Source organism: Enterococcus sp. LJL90, from assembly GCF_056924355.1.
The window spans coordinates 222,766-241,082 of sequence record NZ_JBXPBQ010000003.1; the positions used below are offsets into that span (position 1 = coordinate 222,766).

Sequence of the window (18,317 nt, forward strand, 5' to 3'; positions counted from 1 at the left end):
GTTTAATTAAAGGAGTTGTAACATAAGTAGCCGCTACTTGTGCTGCAATTCCTTTTTTGAGAAATCAAAAGGAAACTTACTTTATAAGGGTCAATTGAAGATTTACCAACTAAATAAAAAAGGACTTGATACCATGTTCAAAAAAAAGCAACGCATAGTTTTTGTCGGAGATTCGATTACCGATGCTAATCGTGACTATGAAGCTGCTCCGGCTGCTTGGTCTTCTTGGGGCGAAGGCTTCGTTAATTTAATCAATGCCTATACAACAGGCCTTCATCCTGAAAAAGAACTGATGATTATGAATCAAGGGGTCAGTGGCAATCGAATTACAGATTTAAAGGAGAGATGGGGGAAAGTTATGGCTCTTCAGCCAGACTGTTTAACGATTATGATTGGTGTGAACGATGTCTGGCGACAGTTTGACGGAACGTTTATGCAGCAGGAACAAGTAAAACAAGATAAATTTGAAAAAATCTATGAGGAGCTTATTCTTGAAAGTTTAGAAAAAAAAATAAAGCTTGTCTTGCTCTCTGCTTTTATGGTAGAGGCTAATCAAGAGGACCCAATGAAAAAAATGCTGATGACTTATAATCAGATTACTGAAAAATTGGCGGACAAATATGGCTTGTCTTATGTTGATTTACAAGCTGAGATGGATCGCTTTACAGCACTTCAGTCGTCCTATGTTTTGAGTGCAGATCGGGTCCATCCATCATTGGCAGGACATGTCATAATCGCCAAAGCCTGGTTGCAGGCGGTTGGATTGGAGGGGTAAAATGCTATCTTTAACAGAAATTAAAAAAGTTGCCAATCAAGGTCCTTTTTTCCCGAATTGGCAATCTTTGAATCAATTTGAGATACCTGCGTGGTTTAAGGAGGCCAAGTTTGGCATTTTTATTCATTGGGGACTATACAGCATTCCAGCGTTTAATAATGAATGGTATTCCCGCAATATGTATATTGAAGGTCATCCAGAATTTGATCATCATCGTCAAACGTATGGTCCGCAATATAAATTCGGTTATCAGGATTTTATTCCATTATTTACTGCTGAAAATTTTAATCCCGAAGAATGGGTGTCTTTATTTAAACAAGCGGGAGCTAAATATATTTTTCCTGTAGCCGAGCATCATGATGGCTTTCAAATGTATAACAGTGAAATTTCGCACTTCAATGCAGTTGAGATGGGACCCAAACGAGACATTTTGAAGGAGTTGAAACAGTCATCAGAGGCTGCTGGTCTGCATTTTTGTACGTCTTCTCATCGGGCTGAGCATTGGTTTTTCTTTGGTCACGGTAAAGAGTTTACAAGCGATGTCAAAGAGCCGTTAGAAAAAGGTGATTTTTATTGGCCAGCTATGCCAGAACCGGATAACCAGGCACTTTATAGTGAACCCTATCCAACAGCTGAATTTTTAGAAGACTGGCTCTTGCGTACTTGTGAAATTATTGAGCAATATCAACCAGAAATCTTGTATTTCGATTGGTGGATTCAACATGCTGCTTTTAAGGAAAGCTTACAATTGCTGGCGGCTTTTTATTACAATCGTGGTGTCCAATGGAACAGACCGACTAGTATTTCCTATAAACATGACGCAATGATGTTTGGCTCGGGTATTGTGGAAATCGAGAGAGGGAAATTTGCTGATTCACAGCCGTTCTATTGGCAGACAGATACGGCAATTGCTCGCAACTCATGGTGCTACACTACTACACTGGATTACAAAACACCAAAAGAAATTTTACATGATTTAATTGAAGTTGTTAGCAAAAATGGCAATTTATTATTAAATGTTGGGCCAAAGGGGAATGGTGAAATTCCCCAGCGAGACCGCGAAATTTTAGAAACCCTCGGGGCTTGGTTAGCAGTTAATGGAGCTGCCATTTATAAATCAAAGCCGTGGCGTAAAGCTGGAGAAGGACCGACACAATTAAAGTCGGGTCAATTTCAAGAGGCAAGTATTCAAAACTATACTTCTAAAGATATCAGGTTTACGGTTCAAGGGGATAGCATTTATGCAATATTTATGGAGCCGCCGCAAGGGACTGCTTGGATAAAATCCTTAGGCGATAGTCAAGATCAAAATATTCCAGAGTTTCACGGAATTATCAAAAGGATTATCTTGTTAGAAAATTCAGAGGAGCTAGTTTGGCAAAAAAGTCAACAAGGCTTACAGGTGAATTTACCAAAATTAACGACAGAATTGCCGATTGTATTAAAAATTCAAATAGAGTAGAGGGATTTTTGTGATTCATGATAAAATTGCACTACCAATTAACGGAAGCACTGCAAGCTTGACAACTTATGTGATGGAAAATTCTCAGGAAATGGATGTGAACCGACGACGACCGGCAATGATTATTTGCCCCGGTGGTGGTTACGAAGTGACCTCTGATCGTGAAGCAGAACCAGTTGCTATAAAGATGCTGGCCTTTGGATATCAAGTTTTCGTTTTACATTACAGTGTTCAACCAGCAACCTATCCAACAGCTCTAATACAGTTAGCTGCTAGCGTTGCGCTAGTCAGAAAAAATAGTGAGGAATGGTTTGTAAATCCCGAAAAAATTATTGTTGCTGGTTTTTCTGCCGGGGGGCATTTAGCAGCCCATCTTGGTGCCGCTTGGCAAACTGAAATGATTGCTGATTATCTTGAGGGTCCCTGTGAAAGATGGCGACCTAACGCATTGCTCCTGAGCTACCCTGTAATTAGTAGCGGTTCTTTTGGACATCAGGATTCTTTTAAAAATCTATTAGGGGAAAATTACCAACAGGCTGCCGCTGATTTTTCCTTAGAAAATTTGGTAACCAGCAAGACGCCACCGACTTTTATTTGGCATACTGGCGAGGATGGCTTGGTACCAGCTGAAAACAGTCTGCTATTTACGGCGGCCTTGCGTAAAGTGCAGGTTCCTGTTGAGCTGCATTTGTTCACCAAGGGTGGGCACGGCCTGTCGCTAGCTGTGAAGGAAACTGCTACTGGTCAGCCACTATATGGAATTGAAAAAACAGTAGCTGTTTGGCCAGAACTTTTTGCAAAGTGGTTTGAAGAGTTGTTTAACAGTAAGTAATTGTGAGGTTAAAGAGATAAAAAAACTAGGAGGTCCCCATGAAAAAGATATTAGTAATTGATGACGAAGAAATGATTAGAACGGGATTACCTAATTTGATTGAATGGGAAGACTATGGTTATCAGGTAGCATGGACTGCTGAAAACGGTGAAGAAGGTTTAAAAATTATTTTGTCTGAGCATCCGGATTTAGTCATTACTGATATCCGGATGCCGAAAATGAACGGTCTAGAGATGTTGAAGCAGGCCAAGGCGCAGCAAAGTGATTTTTATTCGATTGTTTTATCGGGATATTCAGATTTTGAGTATGCTAAAGAAGCGATTAAGCTCGGCTTGGCGTCTTATCTGCTAAAGCCCGTGGATGAAGACGAATTAATTGAAATTCTCATTTCAATTAATCAAAGCGATCAAGTACAGCGGGAAAATACCTTGAAGCAAGAATTGATGAGCAAAATTTTCGGTAATGATCACACTGGTCTGCAAGGATTTCAGCAGATTAATTGTCTGTGTTATCCCCAAGAAGAAGTCCCTGAAATGTTAGAAACAATTGTTCAGCATGCGGCCGTGACCGTTACTTTGAATAACTTTGGCTATAATTATTTATTTTTATTAGATAGAGTGGCATTTGAAGTAGCTGGTAAAAGTTTAGTCGACCTGTTAGGACAAGAAGAAATCTTAATGACGGGTTGGTTAAAAACAAATCAAGATCTGCACGTAATCGCGGAGACTGTTCGAGAATTACAGCGAATGACCTTTTTGTTTTCCAATCAGTGGATTTCCCAAGCAAAACTACTAAAAAAACAAAGTCAGGTCCTCTACACGGAGCATATTACCAATCAGTTTGTTGAAGCTATTTTAAATAATCAGCCCTTACTGCCCATCTTAACGGCTTACCGAAATAATTTTATTTTTGAATTGGCTTATGAACGGGACATCAAGTGGCATGTCAATCATGAGTTTGAACAGATTATTCTGCTGGTAGCCCAGCGGATTGGTGCTAACCCAGAAACGTTAACCGCTGAAAATCATTCAAACAAAGAATTTTTTTGGAGTGCAGTGACTTGTGCGGATTTACTGCAACGTTTTCAAGAAAGGCTGGCGGAATTTTCACTTTCTGTTGCTAAGCAGTTAAACAATTTAGATATTGTTTTAGAGATTATCCATTTTTTGGAGAAAAATTATCAAAAGGATTTAACCTTAAAGTCAGTCTCAGATCAATTCGGTTATAACAGCGCTTATCTAGGGAAAAAATTTAAAAAGAAAACCAATGAAACTTTTTTAAGCTATTTAGAGAAGATTAGAATGAATCGAGCAGCGGACCTCTTGCAAAATTCTAATTTAATGGTCTATGAGGTGGCCGAAAATGTCGGTTATCATAATGTGGATTATTTCTACAAAAAATTTAAGCAATTTTTTAAACAGTCACCAAATGAGTTCCGCAAAAAGATAACAGAGTAATCTAGGTTGGACACTTGGGCTAGTAGAACTATTTTTCCCGCAGTCAATTATGATTGATGATGGTGGATAGTTTACAGTAGCTGAAGTGTTTTTCTATTTTAGGTAACAGGTCAAAGGAAAAGACTATTTTTCACAGTATTGCCACTAATATTAGCGGTATTAAAAAGAGCAGGTGATTACGTATAATAAACTTTGAAAGGGTTATCATAAGGAGGTGTTGAAGTGAACTACTTATGTTTTGATGTTGGCGGGACCTTTGTCAAATACGCAGTATTAACTGACGAAGGCCAGTTTTTAACCAAGGGGAAGATGCCAACGAATCATGAGGAAAAAATTTTTTTCACCAGTCTAGCAGACTGCTATTTTACTGCCAAAAATAATTTTCAAATTGAAGGAATTGGTCTGAGTTTTCCCGGATTTATCAATCCAGAAAGTGGTGAGGCACTTCTAGCTGGGGCTTTAGCTAATTTGCACGGAGCCAATATTATTGAATTATTGGCAAAAGAGATTAATCACGAGGTTCCCATAAAAATTGAGAACGACGCCAATTGTGCCGCTTTAGCAGAACTAGCTAAAGGGAATGCCCAAGATGTTGCTGATTTTTTACTGATTACACTTGGTACCGGAATTGGCGGAGCCATTGTCGAGAATCGAGAAATTATTCATGGTGCGGGTTTCAGAGCCGGTGAATTTGGGATGATGATTACCAATTTTTCTGATAGCGGCTATCAAACGCTCCATGACTTCGCTTCAACTAGAGCTTTAGTTGACCAATACCGTCAGTTTTATCAAATATCAGCGGAGCAAGAAATTTCTGGAGAAGAGATTTTTGCCGATGAGCGATTGACTACCAAAGAAATTTTAAGAAATTGGAGTCGCTATGTAGCAATCGCAATTTTTAATACTGTGACAACTTTGAATCCGCAAAAAGTTTTACTCGGCGGTGGCGTCAGTCAAAATCCGCAATTAGTACCGTTAGTTGAAGCAGCTTTACAAGAAAACCCCCACTGGCCTGATTTTTCAGTGGTGGTGGAAAAATGTTTTTATTCAAATGACGCTGGTTTATTAGGCGCTTTATATTTAATTTCAAAGGAGCGAAAAGGATGAAATATTCAGATGGTGGCTGGCTAATTAAAGAGGGCTATGATGTTAAGTATGCCGTGCATATTTACGATGCAGTTCAAAAGGAAAATAAGCTGATTGCTTATATGCCCTATACTTATGTTGGCCATAAAGGAGCAACATTAGATGGTGGGCTTTTAACAATGGAACTATCCACACCCCATCAAGATGTTATCGGGGTGAAGTTATACAACTATAAAGGAATTCAAAAAAAATTCCCGGATTTTGAAATTAGCAGTCAAGAAATCCAACCGGAAATTTTAGAAGATGAAAAAGTGTATCGCTATACATCTGGTGATCTCTCTGTCGAATTAACCAAAGGAGAAGGTTTAGAAGCTAATTTTTCTTATAAAGGTAAACCAATTACCCAAAGTCTCTCCCGCAGCAAAGCCTACATTCATGATCCGAAAGGGCTGCCGTATATTAGTGAGCAGTTGACAATTGGGGTGGATGAAAAAATTTATGGTTTAGGAGAACGATTCACTAATTTTATTAAGAATGGTCAATCTGTTGATATTTGGAATGCCGATGGCGGAACGGGTACCGAACAAGCCTATAAAAATATTCCGTTTTATATTAGCAACCAAGGCTATGGTGTTTTTGTTAACTCACCAGACAAAGTCAGCTTTGAAGTGGGAAGTGAAAAAGTATCCCGCGTGCAGTTTAGTGTACCGGGTGAAGCGTTAGAATACTTCGTGATTGCTGGTGAAACCATCAAAGATGTCATTAATAATTATACGGATTTAACTGGAAAACCTGCATTACCACCAGCATGGTCATTTGGGTTGTGGCTTAGCACCTCCTTTTTGACAGATTATGATGAGAAAACTGTCAATTCCTTTGTCGATGGGATGCTTGAGCGGGATATTCCTTTGGAGGTTTTCCACTTTGATTGTTTGTGGATGCGGGAATATGAATGGTGTAACTTTACTTGGGATGAACGAACTTTTCCAGAGCCGGTTAAAATGTTGCAGCGCTTAAAGGCAAAAGGCTTAAAAATTTGTGTCTGGATTAATCCTTATATCGGGCAAAAATCTCCGCTATTTGACGAAGGCATGGCAGGTGGCTACTTCTTGAAACGCAAGAATGGCGACGTTTGGCAATGGGATAAATGGCAGGCTGGTATGGCAGTCGTTGATTTTACTAATCCAGAAGCGGTTGCTTGGTACAATGGTAAACTAAAAGCATTATTAGATATGGGTGTGGATTCTTTTAAAACGGATTTTGGTGAGAGAATTCCGACAGATGCAGTTTATTACAACGGTGCAGATGCTGAAAAAATGCACAACTATTACGCATATTTATATAATGAAGTCGTTTTTGATTTGCTGAAAAAAGAAAAAGGCGAGGGCCAGGCAGTTTTATTTGCCCGTAGTGCTAGCGTTGGCTCACAAAAATTCCCAGTGCACTGGGGTGGCGACAGTACGTCCGATTATCCTTCAATGGCGGAAACTTTGCGGGCTGGCTTATCATTTGGTTTAGGTGGTTTTGGTTATTGGAGCCATGATATTTCCGGCTTTGAAGCAGGTTCGACACCAGATTTATACAAGCGTTGGACGCAATTTGGTTTGCTTTCTTCTCATAGTCGTTATCATGGTAGTTGGGAGTATAAAGTGCCATGGTTATATGGAGAAGAAGCGGTGGCAGTTTCGCAATTCTTTACAAAATTGAAATTAAGTTTGATGCCCTATTTACAAAGTCAATCGGTTCTGACAACCCACACAGGTGTGCCGATGATGCGTAGTATGTTCTTAGATTTTGAAAAAGATCGAGCAACCCATACGTTAGATCAGCAGTATATGTTGGGCGAAAATTTATTAGTGGCACCTGTCTTTAATGATCAGGGAGTCGTTGATTTTTATGTACCGGACACAGAAGCTGTTTGGACCGATTATTTATCCGGTAAAACTTATGCTGGTGGCAAATGGTATCAAGAAACCTATGACTATTTCCATCTGCCGCTATTAGTGAAACCCAATAGTATTTTAGTAACCGGACAAGATAACAAAGCTGAATACGACTACCATCAAGATGTTGAAATTCATGTGTATCAACCACAAAATTGTCAGGCAAAAATATTTGATACTACTGGTCAATACTTAGCAGAAATTTCTATTTCTCGAAATGGTCAACAGGCTTCTGTAGCAATTGACGGGGATGTGACAGGGCAAGTTATCCTTCATTTAGCAGCTAAAGAAACTGTGACAGCGCAAATTACGCAAAAACAATTTTCAATTGATTTGAATTAATAAAGAAACTGAATGCACAGAGAAAATAAAGAGGAGCTTGGTCATCGCCAGCTCCTCTTTTAGTTGTATGGTTGCCTAAAATTATTGTCTAGACGGATGTTTCTTTCGCTTTCACCCTTCTCTCTGGCAACAGCTCTGCCAATTCTGCCTGATGGTCAGCAACGTAAGCTTTGGCTTCTTGGTTGACTGCTTTGATATCGGCGCCTTGTTGTTTGGCGGCGAAGATACAGCCGCAATAGCATTGGCGGTAGACATCGTATTCTTTGCACATTTCAATTGAGCGTTGGTAGCCGCTGTTTTTTTTGAAATCGCTGGGTAGATAGTTTGTGTTATAAATTTTTTGGATGTCCATGCCGATTTGATTGATTAGAGCACTGTTTTTTTTCGGCGAAATTGTCAGAGCTGAGCCGAAGTAATCAAAGCCTAATTCGGCGGCTTTTTCGGCGGCTAAATCTAAACGCATATTAAAGCAAGCGGTGCAGCGCTCGCCGCCCTCTGGTTCTTTATCTAATTTGGCGGCGGTCACTATTTTAACGAATTCATTGGGTTTATACTCATCGACAATTAGCTGTACAGCATGATTAGTGTTGGCGTTGAAATCATCGATGAATTTTTTTTGAACTAAAACCCGCCGCTGGTATTCACTTTCGGGATGGATATTAGAATTAGCAAAGAAGATGGTCACATCAGCATATTCACATAAAAATTCTAAAGTATAGGTGCTGCAAGGGGCACAACAGGAGTGCATTAGAATTTTTGGGCGCTCTTCATTTTTTTGCCAGTCGTTGATAACTTTGCGTAATACTTTATCGTAATTGACCTTTTGCATGGCCATTTTTTCTAGGACAGTTGTAGCATCTAACATGGTTTTGACCTCTTTTTCAGCGGAAAGTCTCCGCAACTAATTGTCCATATTATAACGAAGATTTTCTTTTAGGAAAAGAGTTGTTAAGAATTTTTTTCAACTTGCAATGATTATAAAAATGCTAAGAAAATGTAAGCCCTTTGACAACTGCCGTTATTTTTGCTATGCTAAAATTAATTTTTATTTGGAGGTGATAGTATAATGGACCCTGACGCCGAGACGTCGTTGTATGTTTTTGAAGTTCCTTATTTTTTAATCGAGTAGCAGGCAGCGGTGCGCATTTTTTTGCGGAGCGTTTATTTGTGTAGCTAAAAAGTAAAAAATCAAGGAGTGTTTAAACACAATGAAGGAAGATTATCACCAGAGTATCAATCAATTGAAACAAGCTTATCAAGCAGAAAATTTTGAAAATGGACTAAGTGCTGAAGAAGCCGAAAAACGGCTAGCAACGAATGGTCCCAATCAGTTGGCCAGCGAAAAGACGCCAAAGTGGAAACTTTTTGTACGACAATTTCACAATATGATTATTTATATTTTAGTCTTAGCAGCCTTACTGACGATTTTGATGGGTCATTATTCGGATGCCGTGATTATTGGCCTAGTGGTTATTGCCAATGCCTTAATTGGTTATTATCAAGAAGCCAATGCCTCTGATGCCTTGGATAAAATCAAAGAAATGTTAGCGGCGAAAGCGACGGTTTATCGGGATGGTCAACGGCAGGATATTCCCGCTGAAGATTTAGTTGTCGGCGATGTGGTTTTCTTAGAAGCCGGTGATAGTGTGCCAGCGGATTTGCGGATTGTCGATGCCGATAATTTGCGGATTCAAGAGGCCTCTTTAACCGGTGAAGCCGACTCGTTAGAAAAGACAGCAGAGGATTTAGTTGGCGAAAATATTCCCTTGGCGGAACAATTTAACATGGCCTTTGCCTCAACTTCTGTGACCAATGGGAGTGGGCTTGGCGTCGTTGTTGCGACTGCGGCCGATACGGAAATCGGGAAAATTTCAACGGAGGTCAGCCAAGTTAAAAAAGGCAAGTCTCCATTGATGCGCCAAATTGATAATTTAGGTAAAGGCGTTTCTTATGTTGTCTTGGCTGCAGCGGTTGCTTTGTTCGCATTAGGTTTATTTTTTGAAACCTATTCCCTTTCGGTTTTAGCTTTAGCTGTTGTGACGATGATTGTCGGTTCGATTCCAGAAGGACTGCCGGCTACCACTTCAGTTATTTTAGCGATGGGCGTGAGCGACATGGCTAAAAACAAGCACACGATTGTGAAATCTTTGCCGGCGGTGGAAACATTAGGCTCCGTCGATGTGGTTGCGACCGATAAAACCGGGACTTTGACGAAAAATGAAATGACGGTCAAAGACCTTTTGATTGATGACCATCATTATAAGGTCAGCCGCAATGGCTATGAGCCAGTCGGAAAAATTTCTGAGTTTGGTAAAGAACAGCCAGTGACAGAAAAATTAAAATTATTCTTGGAGGCTGGGTTTGAAGCGAATGATACTTTGTTGTTTGAGGAAAATAAAACGTGGCAGATTAATGGTGAACCCACCGATGGTTCATTTTTAACCTTGTATCATAAAGTTTTTTCAAAGGCACCAGCCTATGAAGAAATCGATATGCTGCCCTTTGATTCAGATTACCGCTATATGGCAAAATTAGTTCGGGGAACTACCCTGGAAAATATTATCTTTATTAAAGGGTCGCCGGATAAATTATTGCCGATGGCCCAAGCCAGTACAGCGGACTTTGTCTTTGATAGCTGGGCCCAAAAAGTTCAGCGATTGACAGAAGAAGGTAAGCGGGTGGTGGCAGTCGGTTATCAGAAAGTGCCGGCGGATGTTACAGAGATTACCCATGAATTATTAGCTGAAGGAATTCAATTTCTAGGTGTTGCTGGAATCATCGACCCGCCGAGGGAAGAAGTCATCAGTGTTTTAAAAGATATGAGGGAAGCTGGTGTTGAAGTTAAAATGATTACCGGTGATCACCCGACGACTGCTAAAACGATTGGAGAAAAATTAGGCTTAGCCAAAAATATCAAAGTCATTACTGGTCCTGATTGGGATCAGCTTTCTGAAACAGAAAAAGCTGAAACAGCAGTTAGCCACCAAGTTTTTGCCCGCACGACGCCAAAAAATAAATTGGAAATCGTTGCTGCTTTACAAGAGAGCGGCAAAGTCACCGCCATGACTGGTGATGGTGTCAATGATGCACCGGCTTTGAAGAAAGCCGACATCGGCGTGGCAATGGGTATTACTGGGACAGACGTGGCCAAAGATTCGGCGGATATGATTTTAGCCAATGATAGTTTTGCGACAATTGGGGTGGCGATTCGTGAAGGCCGCCGAATTTACGATAATATTAAAAAGAGCATTCTCTTTTTATTGCCGACCTCTTTTGCAGAAGGGCTGATTATTGCTTTCACCATTTTAATGCAGCGGGAAATGCCGTTGCAGGCGACCCAATTGTTGTGGATTAATATGGTCTCGGCGATTACGATTCAGTTTGCCTTTATTTTTGAACCGGCAGAAGCGGGAATTATGCAGCGGAAGCCCCGCAAAAATTCCGCCAACTTGATGAATCGCCATGATGTGATTCAGATGGCCTATGTCTCTATTTTGATGGCGCTGATTAGTTTGTTTGCCTATGAGTGGATTCTTGCTCAAGGGGTTAATCAGGTAACAGCTAGCACGATGATGGTTAATATTATGGTGATGAGTAAGATTTTTTATCTCTTTAATATCCGGACCAACAGCTTTGCCTTTTCAAAAGATTTCTTCAGCAACAAAATGGCCTTTGTCATCATTGCCATTATGCTGGGGCTGCAACTGTTACTCACCTATGTACCGTTTATGAATCAGTTCTTCCACACGGAAGCGATGAGTTTGACGGAATGGGGCGTGACTTTAGTGGCCGGAGCTTTAATCTTGGTGATTACCGAAGCGGATAAATTTATTCGCAATAAATTCGGCAACCAAGAAGAAAAAGATTTGTACGCCAGTGAATGGCGTTAAGCTTTAAATCCATTAGACAAAAATAAACCGCAGAAATTTTGCCTAGCTTTTTCAGCTAGAAGCTAACTCCTGCGGTTTTTTATTTTAAAAAAATTGCAGGATTGAAAAGCTCTTGGCGCAGGCTTTTCAATCCTTCATTAATGTTAGTCTTCACGATTAAATTCCCGTAGTAATAGACGATAAATGTAGGAAAAATTTCCTAGAAAGACATAGAGGCAGCTTGCCAGTAACAAGCCAAGAAAGGTCCAGATTGGAAAAGGAAATGTTTTTAATAAGCTGTTGAACTCAGCGGCGCTCATCAAGCCCACCATGCTGCGACGATATAAAAAATTGCCGATTGCTAAACCAATTGGCTGAGAAATTAATAGGTAGCAAATGGATTGTAGAGCAAATTCGCAGGCAATTATCGAGGTCCGCTCGCCAAGAAAACTTTGAATTTCAAAATCCTCCTTTTGAATTTGGGCATATTGAATGGTGCTGCGTTTAGTATACACCGCCATCAAGACAAAAAAACAAAAGGAAAGCAAGGTCGCCATAAATTTTGCCAGCTGAATCGGCAGCGTGTTACTGATGGATTGGATACCGAAAGAAGATTTTGCGGCAGCTGCCATGGAGTCTGCCTGCCAGTGACCGATGAAAGAGCTGTAAAGCATAAAGAAGTAGCAGAAGCTGCCGACGATGATTAATAATAAAATCGTACCTAGCTTGCCTTTGGTTCGCCACAGATTTTTGGCAGAATTTTCTAAAATGTAATTAATTTCCAACTTTTTCATCTCCTTTCATTCTCCTTACAAATAGCTTATCAAGTTTTAATTTTTATTGCAAATCCACATATGAAAAAAATTTATAAAAACAATCAAAATAAAGCATTAGTTTTATCATTCTACCTGTATTAAACTATTTGTGCAGAGTTAATGTGAAAAACATCACATTAACAAAAAAACGCTGGGTAAATTAAAGGGGTTCAGGACATGTTAAAAAACAAATATTTTTCAACGTCACTCGGTTTATACATGAATTATTTTGTACAGGGTATCCAAGCAATTATTATTTCACAGAACATCAATAACTTTGCTGAAAACTGGAACACCACCACGGCTGGCGTGATGGGCGTGATTGCCGCTACCGGAATCGGCAAAATTATCGTGTTGCTTTTCTCAGGTATGTTAGCGGATAAATTTGGTCGCAAGCCGATTGCTTTAATCGGAATGATTGGCTACATTTGTTTCTTCGGCGGCTTAATTTTATGTAATAATTTAACTTTAGCTTATGTGGTGGCTTTCACAGCTGGGGCAGCAACTTCTTTCTTAGATGGGGCAACTTATCCTGCTTTGATGGAAATTTATCCGGACCGACCAAGTGTCGCTTCTGTAATTGTCAAAGGTTTTATCGCAGCCGGCGGTGTAGCGCCGTTGTTTATCAGTTTCTTGAGAACGAATAATCTTTGGTATGGCTGGTCATTAGTTTTACCATTAGTCGTGGTTGCCGTGAATTTCATTTTCATGATGACTGCCAAGTTCCCAGATATTAAAGGAAAAGAAGTTGCCAAGGAAGAAAAGGCAGAGGAAGCCAAATTTGCCAGCAAACCGAAATTTTATCTGGAAGGCATTTTCTTAATGGCTTACGCTTTCTTTATCTTCGGCACTTTCTATTTATGGCAACAAACATCAACTTTATACGCAGTTGATATTGTTGGCATGTCTGATGTGGCTTCTAGTAGTTTAGTGACAATTTATAGTTTAGGTAGTTTCATTGCAGTACTTCTAACTTCAGTTATCATGTCAAAAGGTATCAAAGATATCACCGTCATGATCGTGTACGGTTTAGTGGCTACTTTATTATTAGCGATGGTCTATCTGATTCCAAGCCAATTAACATTAACAATCGGTTCCTTCGGTGTTGGTTTCTTCGCAGCTGGTGGTGTCTTGCAAATCGGTAATGCGATGTTGAGCCAATTCTTCCCAGAAGGCAAAGGCCGCAACACAAGTCTTTACAATGTCTTTATGGCAGGTGCTTCTTATGTGGTGCCAGTTTTAGTCCAAACTTTAATGGCTGGCGACTTTACACGGGTTATGTTGTTAGCAGTAGCCTTTTCAACCGTTTGTTTTGTCCTAGCACTCTTAATCGGAATGCGTTACAGCAAAGTTTTCGGTGCCAAAATTGGCAATAAATTTGGCAAAACAGCCGATGTCAGTAGTAAATAATTTTCAAAAGAAAAGCAAAAATTAAGGAGCGTTTCACAATGACAATGACGTATACGAAAATCAAAGGAATCGATAAAGAGGTCGCCCGTGTTTCATTAGGAACTGGCTGGTTTGGCCCAGAAGATGAAGCTGTGATTTTTGATTTAATGGATGAATATGTTAAACAAGGCGGCAACGTAATCGATACAGGACGTTTTTATAACGGTGGCAAGTCCGAAACAATTATTACCAAATGGTTGAGAGAACGAGGCAATCGTGACGAGTTGATTCTCGTCAACAAAGCGGTCCATCATTATGTGGATGAAAACAATGTTCATTATCCAGAGCAAAGCCGTGTTGCTGCGAAATATATTACCGAAGATTTAGAATTTTCTTTGAAAAATATGGGCGTGGATTTCTTTGACTTATATGTCTTGCATCGAGACGATGAATCCGTCCCTGTAGCGGAATTGATGGATCGTTTAGAAGAGCATCATCAAGAAGGCAAAATCAAAGCTTATGGTATGAGCAACTGGTCATTGGCTCGGGTCAAAGAAGCCGCTGAGTATTGTAATGCTAAAGGCTATCAAGGAATTAGTGTCAACAGCCCGTCGTTTACTTTAGCAGATGTTGAAAAACCTCGCTGGGTTGGAACTGTCTATGCGGATGCCGATTATGTTAAAGCTAATGCTGATTTAGGTATCACTGTGATGAGTTGGGGCGCTCAAAGTGCCGGCTTCTTCGTTCCTTTATGGAAAGATATGAACGCCGATGCTCCGCAAGATATTAAAGACGCCTTCTTCACAGAAAGAAACTTTAAGAAATTAGCTCGTGTAGAAGAATTAGCTGCGAAAAAAGGCGTGGAGCCAGTTAACGTTGCGTTAGCTTATGTTTTAGACCCTCGTTTTGAAGTAACAGTTTCGATTGGACCTCGTAATAAAAATGAATTACTTTCAAGCTTAAAAGCCTTAGAGGTTAGCTTGACTCCAGCAGAAATTGCTTATTTAGAATTAAAAGATTAAGACCTTTAATAGAAGACTTGCTCATCCTTTATCATGAAAGGAGTGCGAGTCTTCTTTATTTTATTTTTCGATAAGAAGTCTGACAGGAGCACTAAATTAAAAGTGCCAATTTTCACAATGACGCTTTATATAATAGTAGGAATTTGTAAAGCAGTAGACTAGAAAACTTTCAGTTAGTTTTTTATAACCGCAAAGCAGCTGTTGAAAAGCTTTAAATTATACAAATTTTTTTATCACGAAGTAAGTGGTTGATTTTTGCGCATCTTTTTATAGCGCATTGAAAGAAGTAAAACTCAGCTGAATTAATTTTTTATTTTCGAGAGCCTTTTTTCTTCGTCAACTTTTGCGTATAATGAGGGGTGTTTAGAAATGAGGCTAGTATGCAAAACTTAATTCCTTTATTAGAAAAAACTTTTGGTTATCGCAGTTTTCGACCAGGACAGCAGGCGATTATTGAGAAAATCTTTGAAAAAAAACCAGTGCTGGGGATTATGCCCACTGGTGGTGGTAAATCGATTTGCTATCAACTGCCAGCACTAGCATTACCCGGTGTAACTTTAGTGATTTCACCACTGATTGCCCTGATGAAAGATCAAGTGGATAGTCTGCAGGAGATGGGGATTGCGGCGGCTTATATTAATAGCAGCCTCAGTCAAGAACAATGGCAACAGCGGATGCGGCAAGCCCGCAATGGCGAATTAAAATTGCTTTATGTCGCTCCTGAACGTTTGGAGGCCGCATCTTTTCAACAACTGCTGGAAAGTTTGCCAATTGATTTAGTGGCGATTGACGAAGCCCACTGTATTTCCCAGTGGGGCCATGATTTTCGCCCTAGCTATTTAAAAATTCCTGAGCTGTTGCAAGGCTTACCAGCTTCTGCCAGCGTGGTGGCCTTAACGGCAACGGCCACGCCGAAAGTGGCTGATGATATTTGCCAGCTGTTAAAGATTCCTGCTGAAAATCGTGTGCAAACTGGTTTTGCCAGAGAAAATTTAGCCTTTAAGGTTGTTAAAGAGCAAAAGGATTTGTACTTACAAGAATATTTGAAATTAAATAAAGGGCAGGCGGGAATTATTTATGCTGCCACCCGCAAAGAAGTTGACCGTTTATTTTATATTTTAAAGGATGGCGGTTTTTCAGTGGGGCGTTATCATGGCGGCTTGTCAGAGGCGGAACGCTCAAGTAATCAAGAAGCTTTTTTATTTGATCAAACGACGGTCATGATTGCCACCAATGCCTTTGGAATGGGCATCAACAAAAGCAATGTGCGCTTTGTCATTCACGATCAAATTCCCGGTAATTTGGAATCCTATTATCAAGAGGCTGGCCGTGCAGGTCGGGACGGTCTGCCAAGTGAAGCCGTTTTATTGTTCGCACCACAAGATATTCAAGTCCAGAAATTTTTTATCGAACAATCCCAAGGAACGATTGCCTATCAGCAGCAGGAATATTTAAAGCTGCGGGAGATGGAACAATACGCCCATACTCAGGGCTGTTTGCAGCGCTATATTCTCCATTATTTTGGCGAGGAAGCAGCCGATTGCGGTCGCTGCAGTAATTGTTTAGACCAAAGGGAACAGGTGGAGATTACTTTAGAAACGCAAAAAATTCTTTCGTGTATTAAACGCATGGGAGAACGATTTGGTAAAGGTTTAGTTGCGCAAGTTTTGACCGGTTCAAAAAATCAAAAGGTGCTACAATGGCATTTTGAAACATTGCCGACCTATGGTTTGATGAAGGACTGGGGCCAAAAAGAACTGACCCAGCTGATTGATTATTTAACAGCCGAGGGTTATCTGATCCCCTCAGACGGACAATTTCCAACGTTAAAATTAGCCAACAGCGGTGTTGAAGTATTGAAAGGTCAGCGGAAAGTTTATCGCCGACAAGCACAAGTGCGGCAGTTGGTGGCGGATGATGCCTTATTTGAACGATTGCGGGAGCTGCGTTCAAATTTAGCCCAACAGCAGAAATTGCCACCGTATATGATTTTTTCAGATAAAACCTTGCGGGAGTTGGCGGATAAACAACCGCAAAATTCATTGGAATTTTTGGCCATCAATGGTGTTGGTCAAAATAAACTAGATAAATATGGCGCAGTTTTTATCGACTTGATTCAACAATCAAGTCAAACGGAATAAAAAAATATCAGTGAGTCTAGCTGAGTTGCTTGAAATGTCAGTGTTCAAAATAAAAAATCAAAAAAGTGCAGTGTCTAAAAAAGTTTGGCTTCATGAAAAGCTTTTAAAGACAGTGGACTTTTTTTGATGATTTTAATTTTGCAAATCCTTAAGCTCTATTTAAGCCATCATCCTTATAGTCATGAAATAAAATAATTTTTAGAAAGAAGGCTTCCTGTGAAATTAAAACATCTAATTTTGGGTGGGGTAATTTTAAGTGGCTTAACGGGATTGGTTTTAGAAACTTGGTACAATGATGTTTTGGGATTAGCAGCAACAGTCGAAACCACTGAGACGACTGAAACAACAGCGTCAGAGACAGCCACCGTGACCCAACTGGCGATTAGCAGTGAAGAAGACTCTCAGGAATTAACGGATTATTTAGAAGACGTAGAAGAAATAATTTCAAGCTATGGCGAGCTTTCAATCACCTATACAGATCTGACTAGCGGTGAAACAATTTCTTATAATGGGGAAACATTATACGCCGCTGCTAGCACCACAAAAGTGCCGCTGGTGATGTATCTCAGTGATCAAATTGATGCCGGCGTCTTGTCTTGGGAGGATGTCATTTACTACGATGATAGTTATTACGAATCGGGAACAGGTACGGTTCAATATGACCCGCAAGCAAGTTATACGTTGGCGGAGCTGGCTGAATTGGCGATTGTCGAGTCGGATAATATTGCCACTAATATGCTTTATGCTGCCTTAGGTGGTTATGATAGCACCCGCAGTGCCTATTATTTGAAATATTTAGGCGAAGACATCAGTCAAAATGAAAATCAAATTACCTCTGATGCAGCGGCGGTAATTTTAAGCTATCTCTATGAAGCAAGTGCCGATAATGACAATTATCAAACTCTAATTGAAAATATGCTAGCGACTGCTTTTTCTGAGCGCTTAGAAACTACTGAAACAACTGGTTTCGTTGCCCATAAAATTGGCAGTCTCGACAGCGACGTCCATGATATCGGAATTTTTTACAGCGAAGCGCCTTATATTGTGACCGTTTATTCTGAAGGGGTCAGCGATGCAGATCAACTGATTGCTGAGTTATCTGATGAGCTGTGGGAATTGCAAACAACCAGTTATCCAAACTAAAAACAGCTGCCAAAACTGACGGATGAAGTGACTTCACAGTT

At 40.1% G+C, this 18,317-nt stretch carries 13 protein-coding genes; 11 read left to right on the top strand and 2 right to left on the bottom strand.

The window, feature by feature from the left end:
- The first annotated feature begins 133 nt into the window (after positions 1-133).
- The 6 genes from AC1Z3S_RS09260 to yicI all read left to right on the top strand — a co-directional run bounded on the left by AC1Z3S_RS09260 (position 134) and on the right by yicI (position 7,897).
- Positions 134-775 (top strand): SGNH/GDSL hydrolase family protein, encoded by a 642-nt coding sequence (locus AC1Z3S_RS09260; RefSeq protein WP_461740138.1) that lies wholly within the window; start codon positions 134-136, stop codon positions 773-775.
- Between the two features lies 1 nt (position 776).
- Positions 777-2,237 (top strand): alpha-L-fucosidase, encoded by a 1,461-nt coding sequence (locus AC1Z3S_RS09265; protein WP_461740139.1) that lies wholly within the window; start codon positions 777-779, stop codon positions 2,235-2,237.
- Positions 2,238-2,247: 10 nt separating this feature from the next.
- Positions 2,248-3,069, top strand: a complete 822-nt coding sequence (locus AC1Z3S_RS09270; protein WP_461740140.1) for an alpha/beta hydrolase — start codon at positions 2,248-2,250, stop codon at positions 3,067-3,069.
- 38 nt (positions 3,070-3,107) lie between these two features.
- Entirely contained in the window at positions 3,108-4,526 is a 1,419-nt protein-coding gene (locus tag AC1Z3S_RS09275; protein WP_461740141.1) for a response regulator, read from the top strand.
- 222 nt (positions 4,527-4,748) lie between these two features.
- Positions 4,749-5,633, top strand: coding sequence for an ROK family protein (locus AC1Z3S_RS09280; protein WP_461740142.1), 885 nt, complete (start codon positions 4,749-4,751; stop codon positions 5,631-5,633).
- The gene (yicI, locus tag AC1Z3S_RS09285) at positions 5,630-7,897 is read left to right on the top strand and encodes an alpha-xylosidase (RefSeq protein WP_461740143.1); all 2,268 of its coding nucleotides are present in this window, start codon (positions 5,630-5,632) and stop codon (positions 7,895-7,897) included. Before AC1Z3S_RS09280 ends, yicI begins: the two co-directional genes overlap by 4 nt.
- A gap of 88 nt (positions 7,898-7,985) precedes the next feature.
- Here yicI and AC1Z3S_RS09290 read toward each other — a convergent pair whose 3' ends face one another.
- Complete coding sequence (locus tag AC1Z3S_RS09290) at positions 7,986-8,762, bottom strand: epoxyqueuosine reductase QueH (protein ID WP_461740144.1); 777 nt, start codon at positions 8,760-8,762, stop codon at positions 7,986-7,988.
- A gap of 343 nt (positions 8,763-9,105) precedes the next feature.
- Here AC1Z3S_RS09290 and AC1Z3S_RS09295 point away from each other — a divergent pair, with 343 nt between their 5' ends.
- On the top strand, positions 9,106-11,787 hold the full coding sequence (locus AC1Z3S_RS09295; RefSeq protein ID WP_461740145.1) for an HAD-IC family P-type ATPase: 2,682 nt from the start codon (positions 9,106-9,108) through the stop codon (positions 11,785-11,787).
- A 143-nt stretch (positions 11,788-11,930) separates the two neighbouring features.
- Here AC1Z3S_RS09295 and AC1Z3S_RS09300 read toward each other — a convergent pair whose 3' ends face one another.
- Positions 11,931-12,560 carry a hypothetical protein gene (locus tag AC1Z3S_RS09300; protein ID WP_461740146.1) on the bottom strand — a complete coding sequence of 210 codons (630 nt, stop codon included), beginning with the start codon at positions 12,558-12,560 and terminating at the stop codon, positions 11,931-11,933.
- Between the two features lie 198 nt (positions 12,561-12,758).
- Between AC1Z3S_RS09300 and AC1Z3S_RS09305 the strand changes: the two genes are divergently transcribed.
- From AC1Z3S_RS09305 to AC1Z3S_RS09320, 4 genes are all read left to right on the top strand, one after another.
- Positions 12,759-13,991 carry an MFS transporter gene (locus AC1Z3S_RS09305; protein WP_461740147.1) on the top strand — a complete coding sequence of 411 codons (1,233 nt, stop codon included), beginning with the start codon at positions 12,759-12,761 and terminating at the stop codon, positions 13,989-13,991.
- 38 nt (positions 13,992-14,029) lie between these two features.
- The gene (locus AC1Z3S_RS09310; protein ID WP_461740148.1) at positions 14,030-14,992 is read left to right on the top strand and encodes an aldo/keto reductase; all 963 of its coding nucleotides are present in this window, start codon (positions 14,030-14,032) and stop codon (positions 14,990-14,992) included.
- A gap of 380 nt (positions 14,993-15,372) precedes the next feature.
- Positions 15,373-17,133, top strand: coding sequence for a DNA helicase RecQ (recQ, locus tag AC1Z3S_RS09315; protein ID WP_461740149.1), 1,761 nt, complete (start codon positions 15,373-15,375; stop codon positions 17,131-17,133).
- 216 nt (positions 17,134-17,349) lie between these two features.
- A complete protein-coding gene (locus tag AC1Z3S_RS09320) occupies positions 17,350-18,276 on the top strand; it encodes a serine hydrolase (RefSeq protein ID WP_461740150.1) in 927 nt (308 codons plus the stop codon).
- Positions 18,277-18,317: the final 41 nt, after the last annotated feature.